The sequence below is a fragment of the Micromonospora mirobrigensis genome (assembly GCF_900091555.1).
Taxonomy (GTDB): Bacteria; Actinomycetota; Actinomycetes; order Mycobacteriales; family Micromonosporaceae; genus Micromonospora; species Micromonospora mirobrigensis.
This window is the reverse complement of the sequence record NZ_FMCX01000003.1, coordinates 471146-495016: the sequence shown is the minus strand read 5'-3', so window position 1 is coordinate 495016 and position 23871 is coordinate 471146. Positions and strand designations below refer to the sequence as shown.

The following is a 23871-nucleotide window of genomic DNA, read 5'->3' as shown; positions in this document are numbered from 1 at the left end:
CGTAGGTCTGGTTGATCAGGCGCGACCCACGGCTGCCGGACTCCCGGTGCCGTAGTAAAAGTAGAAGCGCTGACCGAACACGTCGTCGAGTATGCCGGCAGCTCGACGGCGCTCGCAAGGATTCCGCCAACCAGTGGGATGACGCCTTCGTCTCCCCGGCGCGTACGCGGGCGGGAAGTGTCCGGCCGGCGGCATAGACTCGCCGTGCGATGCATCCTCTCTTCGACATCCCCGCGTCCCCGTCCGCGCCCGAGCCCGCCCGCCCCGCGCCGCACCGGCCCGGGCCCGCCCGCGGCCACCTCGACCCGCAGCAGTTGGTCGAGGGCCTCAACGGGCCCCAGCGGGACGCGGTGACCCACGCCGGCTCCCCGCTGCTGATCGTGGCCGGCGCCGGCTCCGGCAAGACCCGGGTGCTGACCCATCGGATCGCCTACCTGCTCGCCGCCCGGGACGTGCACCCCGGCGAGATCATCGCGATCACCTTCACCAACAAGGCCGCCGGTGAGATGAAGGAGCGGGTGGCCCACCTGGTCGGCCCGCGGGCCCGGCTGATGTGGGTGTCGACGTTCCACTCGGCCTGCGTGCGCATCCTGCGCGCCGAGCACGAGCACGCCGGGCTGAAGTCCACCTTCTCGATCTACGACGCGGACGACTCCCGGCGGCTGATGCAGCTGGTGACCCGCGAGCTGGACCTGGACCCGAAGCGCTACCCGGCCCGCGGGCTGGCCGCGCAGGTCTCCAACCTGAAGAACGAGCTGACCGACCCGGAGACGTTCGCCGCCGGGGCGAAGGGCCCCAACGAGCGGGCGCTCGTCGAGGCGTACACGCTCTACCAGCGGCGGCTGCGCGAGGCGCACGCGCTGGACTTCGACGACCTGATCATGACGACCGTGCACCTGCTCCAGTCGCACCCGCACGTCGCCGAGACCTACCGCCGCCGGTTCCGGCACGTCCTGGTGGATGAATACCAGGACACCAACCACGCGCAGTACACCCTGATCAAGGAGCTGGTCGCCGGCACCGAGGGGCTGGCCCCGGCGGAGCTCTGCGTGGTCGGCGACGCCGACCAGTCGATCTACGCGTTCCGCGGCGCGACGATCCGCAACATCCTGGAGTTCGAGCGGGACTTCACCGACGCCCGGACGATCCTGCTGGAGCAGAACTACCGCTCCACCCAGACCATCCTCAACGCCGCCAACGCGGTGATCGACCGGAACACCTCCCGCAAGCCGAAGCGGCTGTGGAGCGACGCCGGTGCCGGCGAGCGGATCGTCGGCTACGTCGCCGACACCGAGCACGCCGAGGCGGACTGGGTGGGCCGGGAGATCGACCGGCTGGTCGACGCCGACGAGACCCGCCCCGGCGACGTGGCGGTCTTCTACCGCACCAACGCCCAGTCCCGGGTCTTCGAGGAGGTGTTCATCCGGGTCGGCCTGCCCTACAAGGTGGTCGGCGGGGTGCGCTTCTACGAGCGCAAGGAGGTCCGGGACGCGCTGGCCTACCTGCGCGCCGTGGTCAACGACGACGACACGGTCAGCCTGCGCCGGGTCCTGAACACCCCGCGTCGGGGCATCGGCGACCGGGCCGAGGCCTGCGTCGAGGCGCTCTCCAGCCGGGACCGGATCTCCTTCGGCGCCGCGCTGCGCCGGGCCAAGGACGCGCCGGGCATCTCCACCCGCGCCGCCAACGGCATCGCCGACTTCGTGGCGCTGCTCGACGGCGCCCGGGAACTCGCCGAGACCGGCACCCCGGAGGAGGTGCTGGAGGCGCTGCTGACCCGCTCGGGCTACCTCACCGAGCTGGAGGAGAGTCTCGACCCGCAGGACGCCGGCCGGGTGGACAACCTCCAGGAGCTGGTCAGCGTCGCCCGGGAGTACACCGAGCGGATCGAGGCGCTGGGGGAGGAGGGGGAGCGGGCCACCCTGGCCGGCTTCCTGGAGCAGGTTGCGCTGGTCGCCGACGCCGACCAGATCCCCTCCGACGACCCCGACCACCAGGGCGTGGTCACCCTGATGACGCTGCACACCGCCAAGGGCCTGGAGTTCCCGGTGGTCTTCCTGACCGGCCTGGAGGACGGGGTCTTCCCGCACCTGCGGTCGCTGGGCGACACCCGCGAGCTGGAGGAGGAACGCCGGCTGGCCTACGTCGGCATCACCCGGGCCCGGGAACGGCTCTACCTGTCCCGGGCGGTCACCCGGTCGGCCTGGGGGCAGCCGGCTTACAACCCGCCGTCCCGGTTCCTGGAGGAACTGCCGCCGGAGCTGGTGCGCTGGGAGCGCACCGAGGGGTCGTACACCTCGTGGGCGGGCGGGGGTGGTGGCGTCGGCGGCCGGGCGGACCGGGTGCCGCGCGGCGGCTTCGCCGGGGGCACCCCCAAGGCGGCGGAGCTGGCGCGCAAGCTCGGCGTCGACGGCAGCCGGCTGGCCACCGCCAGCGAGCTGCCGCAGGCCCCGAAGGTCGCCGCCGGGGACCGGGTCAACCACCAGCGGTACGGCCTCGGCCGGGTGCTCGCGGTGGAGGGGCACGGCCCGGGCGCCCGGGCGCAGATCGACTTCGGCGACCAGACGATGTGGCTGGTGCTGCGGCACGCCCCGGTCGAGAAGATCTGAACGGACGACGGCCCGGTCGCCGGCGAACCGCCGGCGGCCGGGCCCTGTGCTGTCCGGGCGGTCAGCAGGCCACGTCGATGCCCCGGGCGCGCAGGAACGGCGCCGGGTCGATCTGGTTCCACATCTGGCCCTGGTGCACCTCGAAGTGCAGGTGCGGGCCGGTGGCGTCGCCGGTGGCCCCCTCGTAGCCGATCACCTCACCGGCGGCGACCTTGTCGCCCACGCTCACCTCGAGGCTGCTCTGGTGCGCGTAGTGGGTCAGGTAGCCGTTGCCGTGGTCGATGAAGACCGAGTTGCCGTACCCGTCGCCGGCGTCGCCGGCCTTGACCACGGTGCCGGCGGCGGCGGCGTGGATCGGGGTGCCGGCGGGCATCGCGAAGTCGATGCCGGCGTGCAGGGTGCCCCACCGCTGCCCGTAGCAGGAGGTGATCTCGGCGCCCCTCATCGGGGCGACCCAGCTGGGCTTGGGCTTCACCGTGCGCTTGGCGGCGGGCCTGGCCGTCGTCCTGGGCTTCGGCTCGGTCCGGGGCTTCGTGCTGGCGGTACGGGTGGGCCGCGGGGAGGGGCTGGCGGTGGTGGCGGTCGGGCTCGGTGCGGTGGTCGCGGACGGGCTGGCCGGCGCGGCGGACTCGCGGGTGGACCGGTCGGCCCGGGCGGCGGCCTCGGCGCGGGCCTGGGCGTCCAGCGAGACCGCGGCGGGTTCCGGGGCGTCGTGGCGGCTCAGGGTGGCGGCCGAGACCCCGGTGACGCCCACGGCGACCAGGGCGACCGCGCCGACGAGCAGGCCCCGTCCGCCGCGCCGCCGAAGCCGGTGGCGGACGGGGGCGATCCGGGTGTTGCGGTTGTTGCTGTCTTCCTGCACGGGGACCTTCGCAGATTCTCGGGGCACTTGACCCCGCAAATACTGGTGTGCGAAAGGTGACCGGCGGGTAGGGGTCCCGGGGCGAAGCTGAGGAAACGGTTGCCCTCAGGTCCGATTCGTGCCGCTCTGGCCCGTTGGGCTGGATAAGTGATCACGCAGGGCGGTGGTCCTGGCCACATCCCGGGCTGTGACCCGGCAGACATCCAGCCGGTGCCGGCCACGAAAAACCGCCCGGATCGATCGATCCGGGCGGTCAACGGGCGGTACGCAGCGTCAGGACGCGGCTACCTCGCTGTAGATTGCCTCCACCTGGAGCTTGATGTCCACTCCGCGCTGGGCGAGCCACGGCACCGGGTCCAGCGGCTGGCCCTTGACGTGGATCTCCAGGTGCAGGTGGGAGCCGTAGGAGTGGCCGGTGTTGCCCACCAGGCCGAGCTGGTCTCCGGCCTTGACCTGCTGGCCCTCCCGCACGGTCACCTGGGAGGAGTGGCCGTAGATCGCCTCGCTGCCGTCGGCGTGCTGGACGATCACCGCGTAGCCGTAGCCGCCGAACCAGCCGGCCTTGGTGACCTTGCCCTCGTGGATGGCGACGAACGGGGTGCCCTCCGGGGCGACCAGGTCGATGCCGCTGTGCAGCTTGCCCCAGCGCATGCCGTAGGGCGAGTTGAAGTCGTAGCCCTGGAGCGGGAGGAGCCAGACCTCCTCCCGGCTGGCCTCACTGTCCCGGGAGGAACGGTTGGCCCGGTCGGCGGAGTCGGCGCGGTCGGCCGCGTCCTGACTGGTGACCGAGGCCTGCTTGAGCTCGTCGAGGACCGACGGGCTGACGCTCTTGGCGTCGGGCAGGGCGCCGGCGCCCAGCGCGACGACACCGGCGCCGACGAAGGCGGTGGTGACGACGGCGGCGTAGCGGCTCCGCGGTGGGGTGGGTACGCGGCGGCGACCGCGATATCTATCGGGCTCAGACGACAGGCGCTGGCGCACGCACACCCTCCGTTGTCGGGGATCCGATGCGACGTCCGGCCGTTCGGTGAAGTTCTGCCGAACGTCCGGGGCCGCGTCGTCACCCGTCCGTGGACCTGATGACAACCGTGGACACGTTAGCCAACCCCTGCCCCGGTCACAAGCGGAAGCGCCGAACCGGTGTTTCTTTCTGTCCATTTCCGTCCGGCATTGTCATAGCTTGGGCCGCCGGATGGCCGTCCCCGATACTGCCCGTTCGTCGCCCAGAGTGACCGAACGGCGGAGCTGTCCGGCTTCGCGTCCGGGGGTTGCCACGGTAGTGACGCAGCCCCGATTTCCCGGCCCGGGCCTGGCGGGTTACCGTTCGTTCAGGTGAAGAGTCGCGGAGCCCGTGAAAGGTAGTGCGCTGATGAGCTCTCGTATCCGGGTCGTCGTCGCGAAGCCGGGCCTGGACGGCCACGACCGGGGCGCCAAGGTGGTCGCGCGCGCCCTGCGGGACGCCGGCATGGAGGTCATCTACACCGGCCTGCACCAGACCCCGGAGCAGATCGTGGAGACCGCGATCCAGGAGGACGCCGACGCGGTCGGCCTCTCCGTCCTCTCCGGCGCGCACATGACGCTCTTCCGCCGGGTGCTCGAGCTGCTCGGTGAGCGCGACGCGCGGGACATCGTGGTCTTCGGCGGGGGCATCATCCCCGAGGCCGACATCCCCGAGCTCCAGCAGCTCGGCGTCGCCAAGATCTTCACGCCGGGCGCCACCACCCGGTCGATCGTCGAGTGGGTCCGGGCGAACGTGGCCCAGGCCGTCGCCTGACCGGCGGAACCTGCCGCGGCTGAGCCGGCGGCGGCCGTCGGTTTTTGGGCAGGGAGAAGGGCCGGACGCACCCCTCACACGCCCGGCCCTTCTATGCACGATGCCCCGCCGCCACCCCTCGACCGACAGGGCATCGGCCGCTCCCGCCCTCGCGCTGCATCAGCGCTCCGACATCACACTCAACGACGCCCCTCGGCGGGGGTTACGCACCCGCCCCGGAACTCTGCGCCCGTCCCCCGAACGGGTGCCCACCGGGTGCAAGGAGGGGCCCCGTCTCGACGCCTCGCGTTGTAGCGGTGCCCCCTCTTGACGGACGGGCCCGAGCGGGCGGGCGCCTGCGGGCGGCGGGTCCGTCACCACGGCGCGGTGACGACGGGTCACCAGACATTGACGTACGGTTCTATCCTGCGGAGGTCGGTCCCACCCGTCCCGCACCCGGAGGCCGTCGTGACCAGCCCACCGTCGCCCGTCCCGGACGTCGCCGTCGCCCGCCGGATCCCGGCGGGCCAGCCCTTCGTGGTGCGCCCCGACGTCCGTCCTCGGGCCGTCCGGGCCGCGACCCTGCTCGCGGCACCGCCGGCCGGGCTCGCCGGTGCCGGTGCGGTCGTCGGCGGGCCACAGGGCCCCGCCCTCGGCCCGCTCGCCGCCACGGTCGCCGGTTGCTGCCTGCTGCTGGCGCTGCTGTTCTGGCTGTCGAACCCGGACACCCCGACCCTCGCGGCCGGACCGGACGGACTCTGGGTCCGGGCCCGCGTCTTCCGCGGCCGGGCGGTCCGGTTGCCCTGGTCGGAGGTCGCCCTGGTGCACCTGCGCTGGTACGGCGGTGAGCGGGTGCTCTGCGTCGAACCCCGGGACCGCGGCCTGTTCCGCCGATTGGGCGTACTCGCCTGGCTGGACGCGTACTCGCCCGGGCCGGCGGGGCGGGGCGCACCGCCGCACCCCGGGTTCACCGCCCGGCTGCGCCACACCGACCGGTCGACGCCGGAGGTGGTGGCCGCCCTGCGCCGGTACGCCCGCGGACGCGCTCCGATCGACTGACCAGACCTCCGGTGGCTGTGCATTACCGCACACCCCGCACCCGCTCGGTTGCCGCCGGTCCCCGTCTCGTTAGGCTGCGGCAAATGACCTGTCTCATCTGATGACAGGCGTCAAACTGTTATCTCAACGCTGGTGGCGGCGCGACGGCGCGCCGCGGAGACGGGACGGGACGCGCAATCGTGGACCTGTACGAGTACCAGGGGCGGGACCTGTTCGAGCGGCACGGTTTGCCCGTGCTGGCCGGCGGCGTCGCCACTACCCCGGAGGAGGCCCGCGCGATCGCCGAACGCCTCGGCGGTCGAGTGGTCGTCAAGGCGCAGGTGAAGGTCGGTGGCCGCGGTAAGGCCGGCGGCGTCAAGCTGGCCGAGGGCGCGGAGGAGACGGTGGCCCGGTCCACCGACATCCTCGGCATGGACATCAAGGGCCACACCGTCCACAAGGTCATGATCACCGTGACCGCGGACGTGGCCGAGGAGTACTACTTCTCGTACCTGCTCGACCGGGCGAACCGCACCTTCCTCTGCATCGCCAGCGTCGCCGGCGGCATGGACATCGAGCAGGTCGCCGCGGAGACCCCCGACAAGGTGGTCAAGGCCCCGATCGACGCCGTCAAGGGCGTGGACGAGGCGAAGGCCCGCGAGATCGTGACCGCCGCGAACTTCCCGGCCGAGGTCGCCGACCAGGTCGTCGACGTCGCGGTGGGCCTGTGGAAGGCCTTCGTCGCCGAGGACGCCACGCTGGTCGAGGTGAACCCGCTGGCCAAGACGGGCGACGGCAAGCTGCTGCTGCTCGACGCCAAGATCACCCTGGACGAGAACGCCGGCTTCCGGCACCCGGACCACGAGGCCCTGGTCGACCAGGCGTCGGTGGACCCGCTGGAGCAGGCCGCCAAGTCCAAGGACCTCAACTACGTCAAGCTCGACGGCGAGGTCGGCATCATCGGCAACGGCGCGGGTCTGGTCATGTCGACCCTCGACGTGGTCGCGTACGCGGGCGAGCGACACGGTGGCGTCAAGCCGGCCAACTTCCTCGACATCGGCGGTGGCGCGAGCGCCGCGGTGATGGCCAACGGCCTGGAGATCGTCCTCTCCGACCCGGCGGTGAAGAGCGTCTTCGTCAACGTCTTCGGCGGGATCACCGCCTGCGACGCCGTCGCCAACGGCATCGTGCAGGCGCTCGACCTGCTCAAGCAGCGCGGCGAGGAGGTCACCAAGCCGCTCGTCGTCCGCCTCGACGGCAACAACGCCGAGGCCGGCCGGGCGATCCTCGACGACGCGAACAACCCGCTCATCCAGCGGGTCGACACCATGGACGGCGCGGCCGAGCGGGCCGCCGAGCTGGCAGCTGCGGGGGTCTGACAATGGCTATCTGGCTGACCAAGGACTCCAAGGTCATCGTGCAGGGCATGACCGGCTCCGAGGGTTCGAAGCACACCAAGCGGATGCTCGCCGCGGGCACCAACGTGGTCGGCGGCGTGAACCCGCGCAAGGCCGGCACCACAGTCGACTTCGACGGCACCGAGCTGCCGGTCTTCGCCTCCGTCGCGGACGCGATGAAGTCCACCGGGGCGGACGTGACGGTCATCTTCGTGCCGCCGCAGTTCACCAAGGGCGCCGTCGTCGAGGCGATCGACGCCGGCATCGACCTGGCCGTGGTGATCACCGAGGGCGTGCCGGTGCACGACACCGCCGCGTTCTGGGCGTACAACGTCGCCAAGGGTGAGCAGACCCGGATCATCGGCCCGAACTGCCCGGGCATCGCCTCGCCGGGCGCGTCCAACGCCGGCATCATCCCGGCCGACATCACCGGCTCCGGCCGGATCGGCCTGGTCAGCAAGAGCGGCACGCTGACCTACCAGATGATGTACGAGCTGCGCGACATCGGCTTCTCCACCTGCGTGGGCATCGGCGGTGACCCGATCATCGGGACCACCCACATCGACGCCCTCGCCGCGTTCGAGGCCGACCCGGAGACCGACGCGATCGTGATGATCGGCGAGATCGGCGGCGACGCCGAGGAGCGGGCCGCCGAGTTCATCAAGGCCAACGTCACCAAGCCGGTGGTCGGCTACATCGCCGGCTTCACCGCGCCGCCCGGCAAGACCATGGGTCACGCCGGCGCCATCATCTCCGGCTCGGCGGGCACCGCCGACGCGAAGAAGGAGGCGCTGGAGGCGGTCGGCGTCAAGGTCGGCAAGACGCCGACCGAGACCGCCAAGCTGATGCGGGAGATCATGTCGGGCCGCTGAGCGGCCGGACTGGATCACGGTCGGCCGCTGAGCGGCCGGCTGGATCTCCATCGGCCGTTCCGGCGGCCGGGGGATCACCACGGGCCGCGCAGCGGCCCGTCGACGAGCCGAGGGGGTCGACCGGTCACCGGTCGGCCCCCTCGGGCTTCTCAGCGGTACCAGTACGGGTAGTAGTAGCTGCCCCGGGCCCGGACCACCAGGCTGATGATGATGTTGAGCACCCCGGCCGCGATGGCCAGCCAGCCGAGCAGCGGGGACTTCCCGAAGCGTCGGGCGTCCCGGATCGACAGGTAGCCGAAGACGATGCCCAGGATGCCGCAGCAGATCAGCCCGAGCACGATGCCGAGGACCCCCCACAGGGTGGTGCGGTCCCGGCCCGCGGCCGGCGGCGGTGGTGGCGGCGGATACGGAGCGTTCACAGCTTCCTCCGAGCGGTCGGTGCCGCGACGGGAAGGTCGCGTCCCTGGCCCGAGGCTAGACCGGATCGGGGGGCCGGATCCGTGGATCACGGAACTCGCCGCCGGTCGGGGGCGGTACCGGACTGCTCCGGCCCGTCCGGCATGCCAGAGTAGACGCGATGTCCTCCGTCACCCCTGACCAGCCGCGCCGCCCCAGCGCCGGCACCCGGCCGCCCGGTCGTCCCGGCGCGGGCCCGAGGGTGCCCGCGCCGCGGGCCGGCGAGCCGCCCCGCAGCCGGGCGCCGCTACCCGTCGCCGCCGGTGTCGCGGCGCTCTGGGCCGCCCTCACCGGCTGGCTGCCGGTGGTCGTGGTGCTGGCCCTGGTGCGGCTCGGCGACGACACCGGATCCCTGTGGGGCGCGCTCGGCGCCGGGGGAGCGGGTTGGCTGCTCGGTCACGGCGTCCCGCTGGAGACCGCCGCCGGCCCGCTCGGGCTCAGCCCGCTGGCGCTCACCGGGCTCAGCCTCTGGCGGCTCAGCCGGGCCGGCGTGCACGCCAGCCGGGCCGTCGGCGCCCGCGGTGGCCGGTCACCCCGGGCGGCGCTCACCGTGGCCGGCGCGGTCGGGATCGCGTACGCCCTGGTCGGGGCCCTGGCCGCCCTGCTGGTCGGGATCGCCGGCACGCACGTCTCCCCGCTCCGGGCCGGGCTCACCTGCCTGGCCGCCGGCGTGCCGGGCGCGCTGCTCGGCGCGCTGGGCACCACCGGCGTCGGCGCCCTGCTGGGCCGGGCGACGCCGGGGTGGCTGGCCCACGGCGCCCGCGCCGGCGTGGTCGCCGTGCTGCTGCTGCTCGGGGCGGGCGCCGGCGCGGCCGGGCTGGCCGTGGCCACCGGGGGCGGGGACGCCGCGGACATGATCGGCGCGTACCGGACCGGGGTGGCCGGTCAGGCGGGGATCACCCTGGTCAGCCTCGCCTACGCGCCGAACGCCGCGATCTGGTCGGCCAGCTACCTGCTCGGGCCGGGCTTCGCCGTCGGCGTCGACACGGCCGTACGCACCAGCGAGGTCTCCCTCGGCGCGCTGCCGGCCGTACCCCTGCTGGCCGGGCTGCCGCGCGGCCCGGTCGACGGGGTGGGCGCGGCGCTGCTCGCCGTCCCGGTGCTGGCCGCCATGGCCGCCGGTTGGCTGCTCGGCCGCCGGCTGCTGCGGGACGCCGCCGAGCGTCGGGTCGAGGTGGGCTGGCGGGCGCTGGTCGGGCCGGCGGCGCTCGCCGGCCCGGTGGCCGGGCTGCTCCTCGGCGCCGCCGCGGCGGCCTCGGGCGGGCCGGTCGGCGGTGGCCGGCTGGCCCAGGTGGGCCCGGTGCCGTGGCAGGTGGCGGCGGTGGCGACGGCCGTGGTCGCGGGGGGCGCGCTGCTCGGCGCGGCCGCCGCCAAGGTGCTGGCCCCCCGCCCCGCGCCCCGCTGACCAGCACGCGGGTGCCGGAGAGGGCGAAGGGGCGCCCCGGCCGTGGCCGGGACGCCCCTTCGGAGGGCCGGTGGATCAGGGGTTGGTCGGCATCTTCAGGCCGCCGGCCACCGCCAGGATGAGCAGCACGATGCCGAGGACCGCCGCGATGGCGCCGCAGATGATGCCCGCCTTGGCCTGGCCACCGTTGTTGGCCACGCCCTGGGCGACCTTCTGCTGACCCAGGTAACCGGTGATCACCGCGGCGATGCCGATCGGGATGCCCAGGTAGACGCAGCAGAGCATCGGGATCGCGGCGATGCCGAGGATCATCGACACCAGACCGAGGGTGTTGTTCTGCGCCTGCGGCTGCGGGTAGCCGGCGCCCGGGTAGGACGGCGCGCCGAACGGCGGCTGCTGCTGGGCGTACGGGTCCTGGTAGGGCTGCTGCTGGCCGTAGGGCTGACCTGAGGTGGGCTGGCCGTAGGGCTGCCCGGAGGTCGGCTGGCCGTACGGCTGGCCCGAGGTGGGCTGCTGGCCGTAGGGCTGGCCGTACGGGGCCTGCGGCGGCGGGGCGTACGGGTCCTGCCCGGCGGGGGGCTGCTGACCGTAGGGCGCCTGCGGCGGCGGCGCGTACGGGTCGGCGGGGTAGTGGGGGGCGGTCGGGTCCTGGTTGGGCTGCTGGCCGTACGGGTCCTGTCCGGGCTGTCCGGGCTGCATGCGGCGTACTCCTCGTTGGCGACGGCGGTCCCCGGGCCGGGCGTACGCCGGACACCGAGCGATCGGCAGCGTATCGCGTCCACGCGACCGTTGATCGAGACGAACACCGCGCCGCCCACCCACCGGACGCCGCGCCGCAGGCCCCGGGGCGTGCCGTACCGCCCGTCCGCCGGCCGTCCGGGGCAGCCCGATAGGGTTGCCGCGTGACCGAGCCCGCGTCCGCCGCCCGCCTCGTCGTCCTCGTCTCCGGTTCCGGCAGCAACCTCCAGGCGCTGCTGGACGCCGCCGCCGACCCCGGGTACGGCGCCCGCGTGGTGGCGGTCGGCGCGGACCGGGACGGCATCGCCGGCCTGGACCGGGCGGCGGCGGCCGGGGTGCCGACCTTCGTGGACCGGCTGAAGGACCACCCGACCCGCGAGGACTGGGACAAGGCGCTGACCGCCCACGTCGCGGAGCACCGGCCCGACCTGGTGATCAGCGCCGGTTTCCTGAAGCTGGTCGGCCCGCACTTCCTGGGCGCGTTCGGCGACCGCTACCTGAACACGCACAACACCCTGCTGCCGGCGTTCCCCGGCATCCACGGCCCCCGCGACGCGTTGGCCTACGGCGTCAAGGTCACCGGGGCCACCCTCTTCTTCGTCGACGCGGGGATGGACACCGGTCCGATCGTCGCGCAGGTCGCCGTGCCGGTCCTCGACGGCGACGACACCGAGGCGCTCACCGAGCGCATCAAGGAAGCCGAGCGGCGCCAGCTCGTCGAGCAGGTCGGCCGCCTGGTCCGTGAAGGTTGGACGATCACCGGGAGAAAGGTCACCATTCCGTGAGTGCCACTGGGGACGAGCGCCGCCCGATCCGGCGGGCGCTGGTCAGCGTCTACGACAAGAGCGGCCTGGTCGAGCTGGCCGGGGCGCTGCACGCCGCCGGGGTGGAGATCGTCTCGACCGGCAGCACCGCCTCGACGATTGCCGGGGCCGGCGTGCCGGTGACCGCAGTGGAGCAGGTGACCGGCTTCCCGGAGATCCTCGACGGCCGGGTGAAGACGCTGCACCCGAAGATCCACGGTGGCCTCCTGGCCGACCTGCGCAAGGACTCGCACGCCGCCCAGCTCGACGAGCACGGCATCGGCGGGATCGACCTGCTGGTCTCCAACCTCTACCCGTTCCAGGCCACCGTCGCCTCCGGCGCGAGCCAGGACGAGTGCGTCGAGCAGATCGACATCGGTGGGCCGGCGATGGTCCGGGCCGCTGCCAAGAACCACGCCTCGGTGGCCGTGGTGACCGACCCGGCCGCGTACCTGGAGCTGGTGGCCGCCCTCGGCGAGGGCGGTTTCACGCTGGCACAGCGCCGGGCGCTCGCGGCCCGCGCCTTCGCCGACATCGCCGAGTACGACGTGGCGGTCGCCGACTGGTTCGCGCGGGAGCTGGCGTCCGACGGCGACGCCTGGCCGCGGTTCACCGGTTCGGCGCTGCGCCGGCAGGCGGTGCTGCGCTACGGCGAGAACCCGCACCAGGGCGCGGCGGTCTACGTGGACCCGGCCGCCCCGGCCGGGCTGGCCCAGGCCGAGCAGCTGCACGGCAAGGAGATGTCCTACAACAACTACGTCGACGCGGACGCCGCCTGGCGGTCGGCGAACGACTTCACCGGGCAGCCGGCGGTGGCGATCATCAAGCACGCCAACCCGTGCGGCATCGCGGTCGGCGCGGACGTGGCCGAGGCGCACCGCAAGGCGCACGCCTGCGACCCGGTCTCCGCGTTCGGTGGTGTCATCGCGGTCAACCGGCCGGTCACGGTGGAGTTGGCCCGGCAGGTCGCGGAGATCTTCACCGAGGTCGTGGTGGCCCCCGGGTACGACGAGGGCGCCCTGGAGGTGCTCCGGGCGAAGAAGAACGTCCGGCTGCTGCGCGCCCCCGCGTACGCCCCGCCGCCGGTGGAGTCGCGGGAGGTCACCGGCGGCCTGCTGGTGCAGACCCGGGACCGGATCGACGCCGAGGGTGACGACCCGGCGAACTGGCGGCTGGCGGCCGGCGAGGCGGCGGACGAGGCGACCCTGGCCGACCTGGTCTTCGCCTGGCGGGCGGTCCGTGCGGTGAAGAGCAACGCCATCCTGCTCGCGCGGGACGGCGCCTCGGTCGGGGTGGGCATGGGCCAGGTGAACCGGGTGGACTCGGCGCGGCTGGCGGTCGACCGGGCCGGCGCCGACCGGGCCCGGGGCGCGGTGGCGGCCTCGGACGCGTTCTTCCCGTTCGCCGACGGGCCGAAGATCCTGCTCGACGCGGGCGTCACGGCGATCGTGCAGCCCGGTGGTTCGATCCGCGACGAGGAGACCATCGCCGCCTGCAAGGAGGCCGGCGTGACGATGTACTTCACCGGCACCCGGCACTTCTTCCACTGAGGTCGCGGCGCGGGACGCGGTCTTGGCGTCCCGCGCCTTCTCCTCCACTGCGGACGCCGGCGGCCCTGAGCAGCCGAAAGTACGGCGACCCGGCCGTTGCCGTGGGTCAAATGTTGTTGCTAGCGTGGTCGCGGCAGCAAGCGATCGACCCTCCCCGTTCTCCCCGCCGCCGCCTCCCGCCCCCGGCCCGTGCGGTCGCCGGCCCGAGCGGTTCCCCCCGATCCCCCCGGCAGGTCCGCCCATGCGCGTGTTCGAACGGCTGAGCGCCGTCGCCGTCGCGTTGGCGTTCGTCCTGGCCGGGCTGGGCGCGCCGGCGTGCGCGGAGACCCATCAGCCCGGCGCGGTGGTCACCGCCGCCCACCGGTCGATCGTCCACGACGCGTCGCACGTTCCCGACGGGGACGCACGGCGCGTCGACGCTGCGGTCACCACCTCATCCCGCACCACCCCGGCCACCGGCGACCCCCGTGCCGTCGTGGACCGCCTCGCGCGGCCCGGCGCACCGTCGGAGCTGCGGGAGGGTGCGCGTGGCGGGCCCTGTGGTGACCACCGCGCCGGCGTCGCCACCGGCGACGGACCGGACGATCCCCTCCTCGGCCCGCCCGTGTGCGCCGGTGGCCCGCCGGTCGCCGCCGTGGCCGCGCCGCGTTACCGGGCGCCGGCCGTCCCGCTGCCGCCCCGCGGCACGCTGCCCAGCCGGGCCCCACCCGCCGCCTGACCGGGCCACGCCGACCCACCCCACGACGCCCGTCACCCGGCTGCTGCACACGCCGTCCGAGGATCGCCGACGCACCGGCCCACGCCGCACGGCGCACCGGCCCCGGTCCCTGGCCTGGGCGTCCCGTCGCCGCCCGATCCGGCGTCGGCCACCACCGGGGACCGTCGTGTCCCGAGGCCCGTCCGTTTCCCCAGGTTCGTGGGCGGCCATCCGCCGTCCCGGATCCCCCTTCCCCGGGCCACAGCCGCCCGGGATCCCCCTGAATCCCGGAGGATTCACATGTCGAAGTCCCGCTGGCGCAAGCCGGCGACAATCGCGGGCGCGCTGGTGCTGACCGCCGCGCTCGGTGGCGTGGTAGCCACCAACCACGAGGTGCAGGAAGCCCTCGGCCTAGCCGACGAGCCGGGCGCCAACATGCCCTGGCACCCTCGGGAGTTCATGGAGATGGCGGCCGGGGAGAACTCGGCCGAGGCGGGCGAGGAGGCCTTCGAGGCCCGGGTCATCGCCGAGCAGTTCGCCCAGGCCCGGTCCGCGCCGGGCATCGTCGCCCCGGGCGCGTACGCCAACGCGTTCAGCCAGCTGGGCAGCGTGCCGGCGACCGCGGGCAACTGGCGCGAGGTCACGAAGATCAGATACGACGGTGACGACCCCCGCTACCGCGACTACGCCTCCAACTCCTCCGGGGGCGCCGGCCTGCAGACCGGCCGGATCACCGGCCTCGCGGCCGACAACAGCGGTCACGTGTACGCGGCCGGCGCCGACGGCGGTGTGTGGCGGTCGAAGATCGGCGGCGGGAGCTGGACGCCGATCACCGACAAGCTGCCCACCCTCTCCAGCGGCGACGTCGTGCTCGCCACCGACGGTTCCCTCTGGTACGCCACCGGCGAGGCGAACACCGGCGCCACCTCCTTCGTGGGCGCCGGCGTCTACCGGCTGGCCGACCCGACGACCGGCACGTTCAGCCCGAGCGACCGGGTCGGCGGCACCGAGCTGGAGAGCTCGGTCATCAACAAGCTGCGCTTCTTCGACGGCAAGGTCTGGGCGGCCACCAACCGGGGCCTGTACTCGCACTCGATGACCAGCGCCGCGGGCGCGTGGAAGTTCGAGTGGGCGCCGAACCCGTCGTACCTGCCGGGTGCGGCGAACGCCGGGGCGGCGAACGCCGCGTACAAGAACATCGTCAACGACGTGGCCGACGACCCGCGCAACCCGAAGCACGTCGTGGTGGCCTCCGCCTGGCGCTCCGGCGACACGTACAACGGCTTCTACGAGACCACCGACTACACCGCGGGCGGCTGGACGAAGGTCAACCCGACCGGCGCCATGCCGGCCGACGACATCGGCTACGTGACGTTCGCGTTCTCCGCCGACGGCGGCAGGCTGTACGCGATCAACCAGTCGCCGAGGCAGCTGAACAAGCCGGCCGGCAACGTCAACAGCTACCTGGACGGCATCTACGTCTCCAACACCGGCAACCCGGCCGGCCCGTGGAACAAGATCGCCGACTCGGCGAAGCTGGGCAACTCCGGTTCCGCGCTGAAGCAGGCGGTCGGCGGAAAGGGCTACGGCCCCGGCATCCAGGCCTGGTACAACCAGTTCCTCACCGTCGACCCGGCCAACCCGAACCACGTCTGGGCGGGTCTGGAGGAGGTCTACGAGTCGACCGACGCGGGCGCCAACTGGAAGACCGTCGGGCCGTACTGGAACTTCAACTTCGCCTGCTGGAACATCTACGACGCGCAGAACACGTGCAGCAGGACCACCCACTCCGACCAGCACTCGGTGGCGGTCGGCAACGGGTTCGTCTACGTCGGCAACGACGGCGGCATCTACCGTCGCCCGGTCAACGGAAAGACCGACAAGGACGGCCACGCCACCGACTGGCAGAGCCTGAACGACGGCACCATCGACGCACTCCAGTACTACGCGGTGGCGGTCGGCAAGGACCCGGCGAAGGCCGGCAACGTGGTCAGCGGCGGTCTCCAGGACAACGGCGTGTCGAACCTGCGCGCCGGCGACTCCGTGATGGGTTCCAACTTCGGCGGTGACGGCGGCGACTCGCTGGCCGACCCGGCCAACGGCTGCCGCCAGGTGCAGGAGTACACGAACCTGGCCATGCGGCTGACCGAGAACTGCAACGCCAACCCGGGTCCGGGCACGGCGGAGACCTCCACCTCGCGGGACATCCAGCCGTACACCTCGGCGCCGGGCGACGAGCCGGCCCGGTTCATCGCGCCGTTCGCCGCCGACACCCGGGACGTCAACGTCTGGGTGGCCGGTGGCCAGCACGTCTGGGTCAACACCAAGGGCTGGTCGCTGGCCGACGGCAAGGGCTGGAGCAACGTGTTCGACCTGGGCGCTGGGCACACCGCCACCTCGGTCGGCGTCTCCGGCGGCACCGCGTACGTCGGTTGGTGCGGGCCGTGCAACAACGCCGGCTTCACCCGCGGCGTCGCGGTCGGCAAGGTGAACGACCCGGCCAGCTGGCACCAGCTGACCCTGCCGGCGGAGTTCCCGAACCGGTTCGTGCAGGGCGTCGGGGTCGACCCGGCGAACGCCTCGCACGCCTTCCTCGCGGTCAACGGCTTCTCCCGCCGCTTCACCGAGGGGCCGGGGGCCGGCTTCGGCCACGTCTTCGAGACCACCGACGCGGGCGCGACCTGGAAGGACGTCTCGGCGAACCTGCCGGACGTGCCGGCCAGCTCGGTCAAGGAGCTGTCCAACGGCGCGCTGGTGCTCGCCACCGACCTGGCCACCTTCTACCGGGCGCCGGGGGCGACCACCTGGCAGCGGCTCGGCACCGGCCTGCCGCTGACCGTCGGGATGGACGTCGAGTACGACGCGGCGACCAACTCGCTCTACGTCGCCACCCACGGTCGCGGCATCTGGGCGTTCGACCTGGCCCAGCTGTAGCAGACGTCGTCCGGTCCGGACCGGTCCCGCGGCCCGGGCCGGACGGCGGAGGCCCCGCCCCCTCTTCCTCCAGGGGGCGGGGCCTCTCGCGTCCGGGCGGTCAGCCGGCGCGCAGGGTGATGGCGCCGCGGGTGCCGTCGGCGCGTTCGGCGTGGATGGTCCAGCAGCCGGGCGCGGGGAAGACCCAGTAGGAGCCCCACTCGTCGCCGGGGCGGGCCCAGGTGCTCGCGCCGTGCGGATCGAACCCCTCGGGCTCGACGGTCGCGTCGCCCGGTCCGACGGCGCGCAGGTTCAGCGCGCCGGAGCCGGTCATCTTGAGCGCGATCTTGAGCTGTCTGCCCGGGCGCAGCCGTTCCTCGGCGGGGAAGAGCAACGCCCAGAACACCCCGGGGTTGCCGACCAGTTCGCCACCGCTGTCGGCCATGAGCGTGTCGAGCCGGTTGTCGGGCGGGCAGGTCGCTGCGGGTGCGACCGTCGTGGTGGCGGCCGGGGCCGGGTCGGCGGAGGCCGCCGCCGCGCCGGTGCCGGACCGGCCGGGGCTCGGCCCGGCCGACGGGACGCCACCGTCGCATCCGGCGAGCAGCAGGCCGGCCGCCGCCAAGCCGAGAACCGTTCGACCCGTGTCCATGTCCCGAGTGTGCCGCACGGGTCAACCCCGGGGCGGTGGGGCGGTCAGGCGACCGGGCGGAGCTCGGCGAAGTGGCAGGCCGACGGGTGCGGGTCGGCGGCCCGGGGCACGGTCGCCGGGTCCTGGGTCGCGCAGATCTCCTGCGCCTTCCAGCAGCGGGTGCGGAAGTGGCAGCCGGACGGCGGGTCGGCGGGGCTGGGCACGTCGCCGGTCAGCCGGATCATGTTCCGGTTCTCCCGGGCGTCCGGGTCGGGAACCGGCACGGCGGAGAGCAGGGCCTGGGTGTACGGGTGGGTGGCCCGCTCGTAAATCTCGTTCTCGGTGCCGATCTCCACGATCCGGCCCAGGTACATCACGGCGACCCGGTCGGAGATGTGCCGGACCACCGACAGGTCGTGGGCGATGAAGATGTACGACAGCCCGAACTCGTCCTGGAGCTGCTCCAGCAGGTTGATCACCTGCGCCTGGATGGAGACGTCGAGGGCGGAGACCGGCTCGTCGCAGACGATGATCTCGGGACGCAGGGCGAGCGCCCGGGCGATGCCGATGCGCTGCCGTTGGCCGCCGGAGAACTGGTGCGGGTAGCGGTTGATGTGCTCCGGGTTGAGCCCGACCACGTCCAGCAGCTCGCGTACCCGCTTCTGCTTGCTCCCCTTCGGGGCGGCGTCGGGGTGGATCTCGAACGGTTCGCCGATGATGTCGCCGACGGTCATCCGCGGATTCAGCGAGGTGTACGGGTCCTGCATCACCATCTGCATGTTGCGGCGCAGCCGGCGCAGCTCGCCGCCCTTCGCGGCGAACAGGTCCCGGCCCTCCAGGACGGCCCGCCCGGCGGTCGGCGTCTCCAGCCGCATCAGCAGCCGGGCCAGGGTGGACTTGCCGCAGCCGGACTCGCCGACGATGCCGAGGGTCTCGCCGCGGCGCAGTTCGAAGCTCACCCCGTCGACGGCCTTGACCGCGCCGACCTGCCTCTGGAGCAGCACTCCCCGGGTGATCGGGAAGTGTTTGACCACGTTGTCGACCGCGAGGATCGTCTCGCCGCGGACCTTGGCCGGGTTAGCGGGCGCTGTCATCGCGGACCTCCTGGGCGAAGTGGCATGCGCTGGTCCGGCCGTCGTCGAGGACCAGGTCGTGCGGCACCACGTCCACGCAGACCTGCTGCGCGTACGGGCACCGGGGGTGGAACGGGCAGCCGGAGGGGATCCGCATCAGGTTCGGTGGCAACCCCCTGATCGTCGAGAGCGCCTGGCCGCGCACGTCGAGGCGCGGGATCGACTCCAGCAACCCCTTCGTGTACGGGTGGGCGGGCGCCCGGTACAGCGAACGCACGTCGGCGTGCTCGACGATCCGGCCGGCGTACATCACGGCGATCCGGTCGGCGACGCCGGCGACCACCCCGAGGTCGTGGGTGATCAGGATCATCGCCATGTCGAGGTCGCGCCGCAGGTCGGCCAGGAGGTCCATGATCTGGGCCTGCACGGTGACGTCCAGGGCGGTGGTCGGCTCGTCGGCGATCAGCACCTTCGGGTTCATCGCCAGCGCCATCGCGATCATGACCCGTTGCCGCATGCCGCCGGAGAACTGGTGCGGGTAGTCGCCGAGCCGGCCGGCCGCCCCGGGGATGCGGACCAGGTCCATCAGCTCGACGACCCGGGCCCGGGCGTCGGCGCGGGACATCCCCTCCCGCTGGCGCAGCGTCTCGCCGATCTGCCAGCCGACCGGGAAGGTCGGGTTCAACGCGGAGAGGGCGTCCTGGAAGATGATCGCGATCTCCTTGCCGCGTACCTGCCGGCGTTGCTCCTCGGGCAGGGTGAGCAGGTCCCGGCCCTGGTAGCGGATCTCGCCGGAGCGGATCACCGCCGGGGGAGTGTCCAGGATGCCCATGATCGCCTGGGCGGTCACCGACTTGCCGGAGCCGGACTCGCCGAGCACGGCCAGGGTCTCCCCGGCGTCCAGGTGGTACGACACCCCGTTGATCACCTTGGCGACGCCCTCGCCGGTGCGGAACTCGATGTGCAGGTCCCGTACCTCCAGCAGGTGCCCGCCGGGCGGGGTGGGGGAGGCCGGGGTGGGTCGGACGGCAGCGTGCGTCACGGTGCCTGCCTTTCGCTCACGACTGCGGGGCTCGCTGCGCTCACTCCTCGCGCTCGCACGGTTCTCACCGCAGCTTCGGGTCGAAGGCGTCGCGGATCGCGTCGCCCAGCATGATGAAGGCGAGCACGGTCAGCGCCAGGAACACCGACGGCACCACCAGCGGGGTCGCGCTCTCGCGCATGTGCACCCGGCCGGCGTCGATCTCGATGCCCCAGGAGATCGTCGGGGCCTTGAGGCCGATGCCGAGGAAGCTCAGCGTCGCCTCGGCGGCGATGAACGAGCCGAGCGCGATGGTGAGCACCACGATCGCCGGGGCGAGCGCGTTGGGCAGGATGTGCCGCCACATGATCCGGCCGTTGCCGGCGCCGAGCATCCGGGCGGCGGCCACGTAGTCCTGCTCCTTGGCGGTGATCACCGAGGAGCGGACCACCCGGGCGGCGGTGGTCCAGCCGAGCACCGCCAGCACGAAAATGACGGCGAGGAGCCGGACGTTGTCGCTGGCGGTGCTGACCCGCTTGAGCAGCACGATCGCGGCCAGCAGCAGCGGGATGCCGAGCACGATGTCGATCACCCGGGAGAGCACCGCGTCGACCCAGCCGCCGAAGAACCCGGCGACCATCCCGACCACCAGCGCGATCACGCCGGTGAGCAGCGCCGAGAACGCGCCGACCAGCAGTGACGCGCGGGCGCCGTAGACCGCCCGGGCGTACGTGTCGCAGCCCTGGAAGTCGTACCCGAAGATGGCCCCGCCGGACGGCCCGGCGTGCTGGCGGGAGAGCAGGCAGTCGCGCGGGTCGTTGGCGGTGAACAGCGACGGCACGGCGGCCATCGCGGCGACCAGCACGACCAGCACCAGGCTGATCCAGAAGACCGGCTTGCGGCGCAGGTCGCGCCAGGCGTCCCCGGCCAGGCTGCGCGGCCGTTGGGTGGCGGCCGGCGTGCCCGGCTCCCCGGAGACCCCGCGCCGTGCCGACTGGTCCTCCGTGGCTGCGACGGTTTCGAAGTCACTCATGCCCGCACCTCTCCGCGCTCACTCATAGCGGATCCTCGGGTCGAGAACGGCGTAGAGCACGTCCACCACCAGGTTGGAGATCAGGTAGACCACGACCAGCACGCTGACGATGCCCACGACCAGCGGGCCGTCCTCGGTGCGGATGCCGCGGAACAGGTTGAAGCCGACGCCGGGGATGTTGAACACGCCCTCGGTGATGATCGCGCCGCTCATCAGGTTGCCCAGCTCGACGCCGAGGAAGGTGACCACCGGGATGAGCGAGTTGCGCAGCACGTGCACGCCGACGATCCGGCGCTTGACCAGCCCCTTCGACCGGGCGGTACGCACGTAGTCGGCGCGCAGGTTCTCCGCCACCGAGGTCCGGGTCAGCCGCAGCGCGGTGGCCAGCGACAGCGAGCCGAGCACGATGCCGGGCAGCAGCAGCGCGTACAGGTCGGGCTGGGCGCCGGCGGTGGGCGGGAAGAGCTGCCACCGCACGCCGAGGAAGTACTGGGCGAGCGGGGCCAGCACGATGGTCGGGATGCCGAGCACCAGCAGGGTCAGCACCAGCGTCGAGTTGTCGAAGATGCTGGCCCGGCGGATGCCGGCGATCACCCCGGCGGTGACCCCGATCAGGACGGTCACGGCCATCGCGATCAGCGCCAGCTTGACGGTGACCGGCCAGGCGGCGACCAGGATGTCGCCGATCGACCGGCCGGTGAGCGACTGGCCCAGGTCTCCCTGGAGCAGGTTCTTGAGGTAGTCGAAGTAGCGGTATAAGAAGCCGCCGACCCCGGTCGCGTCGAGGTGGTACTTCTGCGTCAGGTACGCCCGCTGGGCCGCGGTGACGGGTCGTTCGCCGGCGAGCGCCTGGATGGGGTCACCCTGGCCGGCGAACATCAGCGCGTAGACGATCAGCGTGGTCCCGAAGAAGGCGAGGACCATCTGGAGCAGTCGCCGCAGAACGAACCTGAGCATATTGAGCATTCTTCCGGAAAAGGTGCGAAGCGCGTGGCGGGTCGGGCCACCCGGGGTGACCCGACCCGCTCCGCCGCGCTGATGTCCCGCGGTGTCACCTCACCTCGGTGTTACTTCACGGCCTCGATCTTCAACAGGTTGATCCGGTCGAAGAGGTCCATCTCGACGTTCTTGACCTTGGTCGAGTGGCCGAAGTTGTTCTGGCCGTACCGCAGCGGGATCACCGGCAGGTCCTTGGCCAGCAGGTCCTCCGCGGCCTGGTACTTCTTGATCGCCTCCTCCTCGGTCGGCGCCTGGGCGCCCTCCGTGAGGAGCTTGTCGAACTGCGGGTTGCTGTAGCCGTAGTAGTTCGACGAGCCGTTGGTGCTGTACAGCGGGCCCAGGTAGTTCTCCATGGACGGGTAGTCCATGACCCAGCCCATCCGGAACAGGCCCACCGGCTGCTTCTGCTTGAGCTTGGTCAGCAGGTCGGCGAACTTCGGCTCGGCGGTGCCCACGCAGTCCACGCCCAGGTTGGCCTTGAGCTGGTTGCAGGTCGCGTCGATCCAGTCCTTGTGGCCACCGTCGCCGTTGTAGGACAGCTCGATCTTCTTCGGGCCGCCCGCGGCCTCGTACATCGCCCTGGCCTTGGCCGGGTCGAAGGTGCCGGCCTCGCCGATGGTGTTCTCCCGGTAGCCGGCGACGACCGGGGAGACGAACGAGCGGGCCGACTTCTGCGAACCCTTGAAGATCGACTTGCTGATCTCGTCCCGGTCGATCGCCATCGAGATCGCCTTGCGCACCTCGGGCTTGCTGAACTCCTTCTGGAAGGTCGGGAAGGAGAGCACCTGGAGCGACGAGGCGGGGCTCTGCTGGAACCGGTCACCCAGGTCGTCGGCGGCGGTCGACAGGTTCTCGGTCGGGATCGTCTTGATCACGTCGAGGTTGTCCGAGAGCACGTCCGCGTACGCGGCGGTGGGCTGCTGGTAGATCCGGAACTCGACGCCGGCCACCTTGGGCTTCTCGCCCGGGAAGGCGTCGTAGCGCTCGACGTCGACCTTGGCGTCGTGCTGCCAGGTGCCCTTCATCCTGAACGGGCCCTGCCCGATCGGGGCCTGCTCGTAACCGTCCTTCAGCACCCCGGGGGCGGAGAAGGCGGCCTTGGGCAGCGGGTAGAAGGCCGTGTAGCCGAGCATGGTCTTGAACTCGGAGTACGGCTGGGAGAGCGTCACGGTGAAGGTGAGGTCGTCGACCTTCTTCAGCCCGGACAGCGTCTTCGCCTTCGGCGTCTCGCCCTGGAGGTCGTCGTACCCGGCGATCTTCTCGAAGAAGTAGCTGGAGTTCTGCCCGTTCGGGGCGTACGCGCCGTAGTTCCAGGCGTCGAGGTAGCTGTCGGCGGTGACCTTCTCGCCGTTGTGGAAGGTGTAGCCGTCCTTGAGCTTGATCGTCCAGACCTTGTTGTCCGACGACTCGACCGACTGGGCCGCCACCTCGTAGGGCTTGTTGGCCTCGTCGTAGTCGACCAGCGGGCTGAACAGGGCGCTGAGCACCTGCGAGCCGTTGGTCTCGTTGGTGTTGGTGGGCACGAGGTGCTGGGGCTCGGCGATCTCGATCCGCACGGCCGCGTTGGGGTCGCTCTGGCCACCGCCGTCGCCGCCCGAGCCGCAGGCCACCAGGCCCAGGGTCACCGCGAGCGGGAGGGCGGTCCAGGCGGCAAGCCTACGAACACGCATGGGGGGTCTCCTCATCTCCTCACGCTGCGCAGTCAGGCCCGGCGTTGGGTGACGCTGCGCAACGATCCGCAACGGTAAGTCGCCGGGTGGGCTTCGACAACGCGAGGGTTGCGAACGGATAACGTTCCGGGGTCGCCGGTCTTGTCGGCCGCCTCGTCGTCTGCTAGCGATCAGGCCGCCCAGTGGCAGCTCAGAGCCGATCCGGCACCGGAGCCGCCGGAGGGTCGTCCGGTTTCGCGCCGGCAGCGTACCGCCCGACCAGGAGGCGGAAATGTCCGGCTTCGTGGTGCCGCGTCCCGGTCGGGCTGTGGCCTGCTCCACAAAACGTCACTCTCGGTGACGAAGAACACGTCA

General features: G+C 72.4%; 20 protein-coding genes. 10 read left to right on the top strand and 10 right to left on the bottom strand.

The annotated features are described in order from the left end of the window. The first annotated feature begins 209 nt into the window (after positions 1-209). Positions 210-2609 (top strand): DNA helicase PcrA, encoded by a 2400-nt coding sequence (gene pcrA, locus GA0070564_RS13430; protein WP_091608602.1) that lies wholly within the window; start codon positions 210-212, stop codon positions 2607-2609. Between the two features lie 61 nt (positions 2610-2670). On the opposite strand, the gene GA0070564_RS13425 is transcribed toward pcrA, so the two are convergent. Next, entirely contained in the window at positions 2671-3471 is an 801-nt protein-coding gene (locus GA0070564_RS13425) for a M23 family metallopeptidase (RefSeq protein WP_091608598.1), read from the bottom strand. Between the two features lie 273 nt (positions 3472-3744). Then, positions 3745-4452 carry a M23 family metallopeptidase gene (locus GA0070564_RS13420; RefSeq protein WP_091608593.1) on the bottom strand — a complete coding sequence of 236 codons (708 nt, stop codon included), beginning with the start codon at positions 4450-4452 and terminating at the stop codon, positions 3745-3747. A 388-nt stretch (positions 4453-4840) separates the two neighbouring features. On the opposite strand from GA0070564_RS13420, the gene icmB reads away from it, so the two are divergent. The 4 genes from icmB to sucD all read left to right on the top strand — a co-directional run bounded on the left by icmB (position 4841) and on the right by sucD (position 8531). Beyond that, entirely contained in the window at positions 4841-5245 is a 405-nt protein-coding gene (icmB, locus tag GA0070564_RS13415) for a coenzyme B12-dependent isobutyryl CoA mutase small subunit (protein ID WP_091608588.1), read from the top strand. A 447-nt stretch (positions 5246-5692) separates the two neighbouring features. Then, a complete protein-coding gene (locus GA0070564_RS13410) occupies positions 5693-6283 on the top strand; it encodes a hypothetical protein (RefSeq protein WP_091608583.1) in 591 nt (196 codons plus the stop codon). A gap of 179 nt (positions 6284-6462) precedes the next feature. After that, a complete protein-coding gene (sucC, locus tag GA0070564_RS13405) occupies positions 6463-7641 on the top strand; it encodes an ADP-forming succinate--CoA ligase subunit beta (RefSeq protein ID WP_091608580.1) in 1179 nt (392 codons plus the stop codon). 2 nt (positions 7642-7643) lie between these two features. Further along, the gene (gene sucD / locus GA0070564_RS13400) at positions 7644-8531 is read left to right on the top strand and encodes a succinate--CoA ligase subunit alpha (protein WP_091608578.1); all 888 of its coding nucleotides are present in this window, start codon (positions 7644-7646) and stop codon (positions 8529-8531) included. Between the two features lie 149 nt (positions 8532-8680). On the opposite strand, the gene GA0070564_RS13395 is transcribed toward sucD, so the two are convergent. After that, positions 8681-8950, bottom strand: coding sequence for a hypothetical protein (locus tag GA0070564_RS13395; protein ID WP_091608574.1), 270 nt, complete (start codon positions 8948-8950; stop codon positions 8681-8683). A 158-nt stretch (positions 8951-9108) separates the two neighbouring features. Here GA0070564_RS13395 and GA0070564_RS13390 point away from each other — a divergent pair, with 158 nt between their 5' ends. Then, entirely contained in the window at positions 9109-10392 is a 1284-nt protein-coding gene (locus tag GA0070564_RS13390; protein ID WP_091608570.1) for a cell division protein PerM, read from the top strand. 75 nt (positions 10393-10467) lie between these two features. Here the strand turns inward: GA0070564_RS13390 and GA0070564_RS13385 are convergent, their stop codons facing one another. Further along, a complete protein-coding gene (locus GA0070564_RS13385) occupies positions 10468-11091 on the bottom strand; it encodes a DUF4190 domain-containing protein (protein WP_091608565.1) in 624 nt (207 codons plus the stop codon). 203 nt (positions 11092-11294) lie between these two features. Between GA0070564_RS13385 and purN the strand changes: the two genes are divergently transcribed. The 4 genes from purN (at position 11295) to GA0070564_RS13365 (ending at position 17114) form a co-directional block, all read left to right on the top strand. After that, the gene (gene purN / locus GA0070564_RS13380; RefSeq protein ID WP_091608561.1) at positions 11295-11915 is read left to right on the top strand and encodes a phosphoribosylglycinamide formyltransferase; all 621 of its coding nucleotides are present in this window, start codon (positions 11295-11297) and stop codon (positions 11913-11915) included. Continuing rightward, positions 11912-13483 (top strand): bifunctional phosphoribosylaminoimidazolecarboxamide formyltransferase/IMP cyclohydrolase, encoded by a 1572-nt coding sequence (gene purH, locus GA0070564_RS13375; protein ID WP_091608556.1) that lies wholly within the window; start codon positions 11912-11914, stop codon positions 13481-13483. The genes purN and purH overlap by 4 nt, the downstream gene beginning before the upstream one ends. Before the next feature lie 241 nt (positions 13484-13724). After that, on the top strand, positions 13725-14201 hold the full coding sequence (locus tag GA0070564_RS13370; RefSeq protein ID WP_091608551.1) for a hypothetical protein: 477 nt from the start codon (positions 13725-13727) through the stop codon (positions 14199-14201). A 279-nt stretch (positions 14202-14480) separates the two neighbouring features. Beyond that, positions 14481-17114: a beta propeller repeat protein gene (locus GA0070564_RS13365; protein ID WP_141714770.1), complete on the top strand. Its 2634-nt coding sequence runs from the start codon at positions 14481-14483 to the stop codon at positions 17112-17114. 100 nt (positions 17115-17214) lie between these two features. Here GA0070564_RS13365 and GA0070564_RS13360 read toward each other — a convergent pair whose 3' ends face one another. The 6 genes from GA0070564_RS13360 to GA0070564_RS13335 form a co-directional block, all read right to left on the bottom strand. Further along, the gene (locus GA0070564_RS13360) at positions 17215-17742 is read right to left on the bottom strand and encodes a hypothetical protein (protein WP_141714769.1); all 528 of its coding nucleotides are present in this window, start codon (positions 17740-17742) and stop codon (positions 17215-17217) included. A 44-nt stretch (positions 17743-17786) separates the two neighbouring features. Beyond that, positions 17787-18815, bottom strand: coding sequence for an ABC transporter ATP-binding protein (locus GA0070564_RS13355; RefSeq protein WP_091608543.1), 1029 nt, complete (start codon positions 18813-18815; stop codon positions 17787-17789). Continuing rightward, complete coding sequence (locus GA0070564_RS13350; RefSeq protein WP_091608539.1) at positions 18799-19836, bottom strand: ABC transporter ATP-binding protein; 1038 nt, start codon at positions 19834-19836, stop codon at positions 18799-18801. Before GA0070564_RS13350 ends, GA0070564_RS13355 begins: the two co-directional genes overlap by 17 nt. Positions 19837-19900: 64 nt before the next feature. Beyond that, entirely contained in the window at positions 19901-20848 is a 948-nt protein-coding gene (locus tag GA0070564_RS13345) for an ABC transporter permease (RefSeq protein WP_091608536.1), read from the bottom strand. A gap of 18 nt (positions 20849-20866) precedes the next feature. Further along, positions 20867-21805, bottom strand: a complete 939-nt coding sequence (locus GA0070564_RS13340; protein ID WP_091608533.1) for an ABC transporter permease — start codon at positions 21803-21805, stop codon at positions 20867-20869. A 110-nt stretch (positions 21806-21915) separates the two neighbouring features. Next, positions 21916-23517, bottom strand: coding sequence for a peptide ABC transporter substrate-binding protein (locus GA0070564_RS13335; protein WP_091608529.1), 1602 nt, complete (start codon positions 23515-23517; stop codon positions 21916-21918). Positions 23518-23871: the final 354 nt, after the last annotated feature.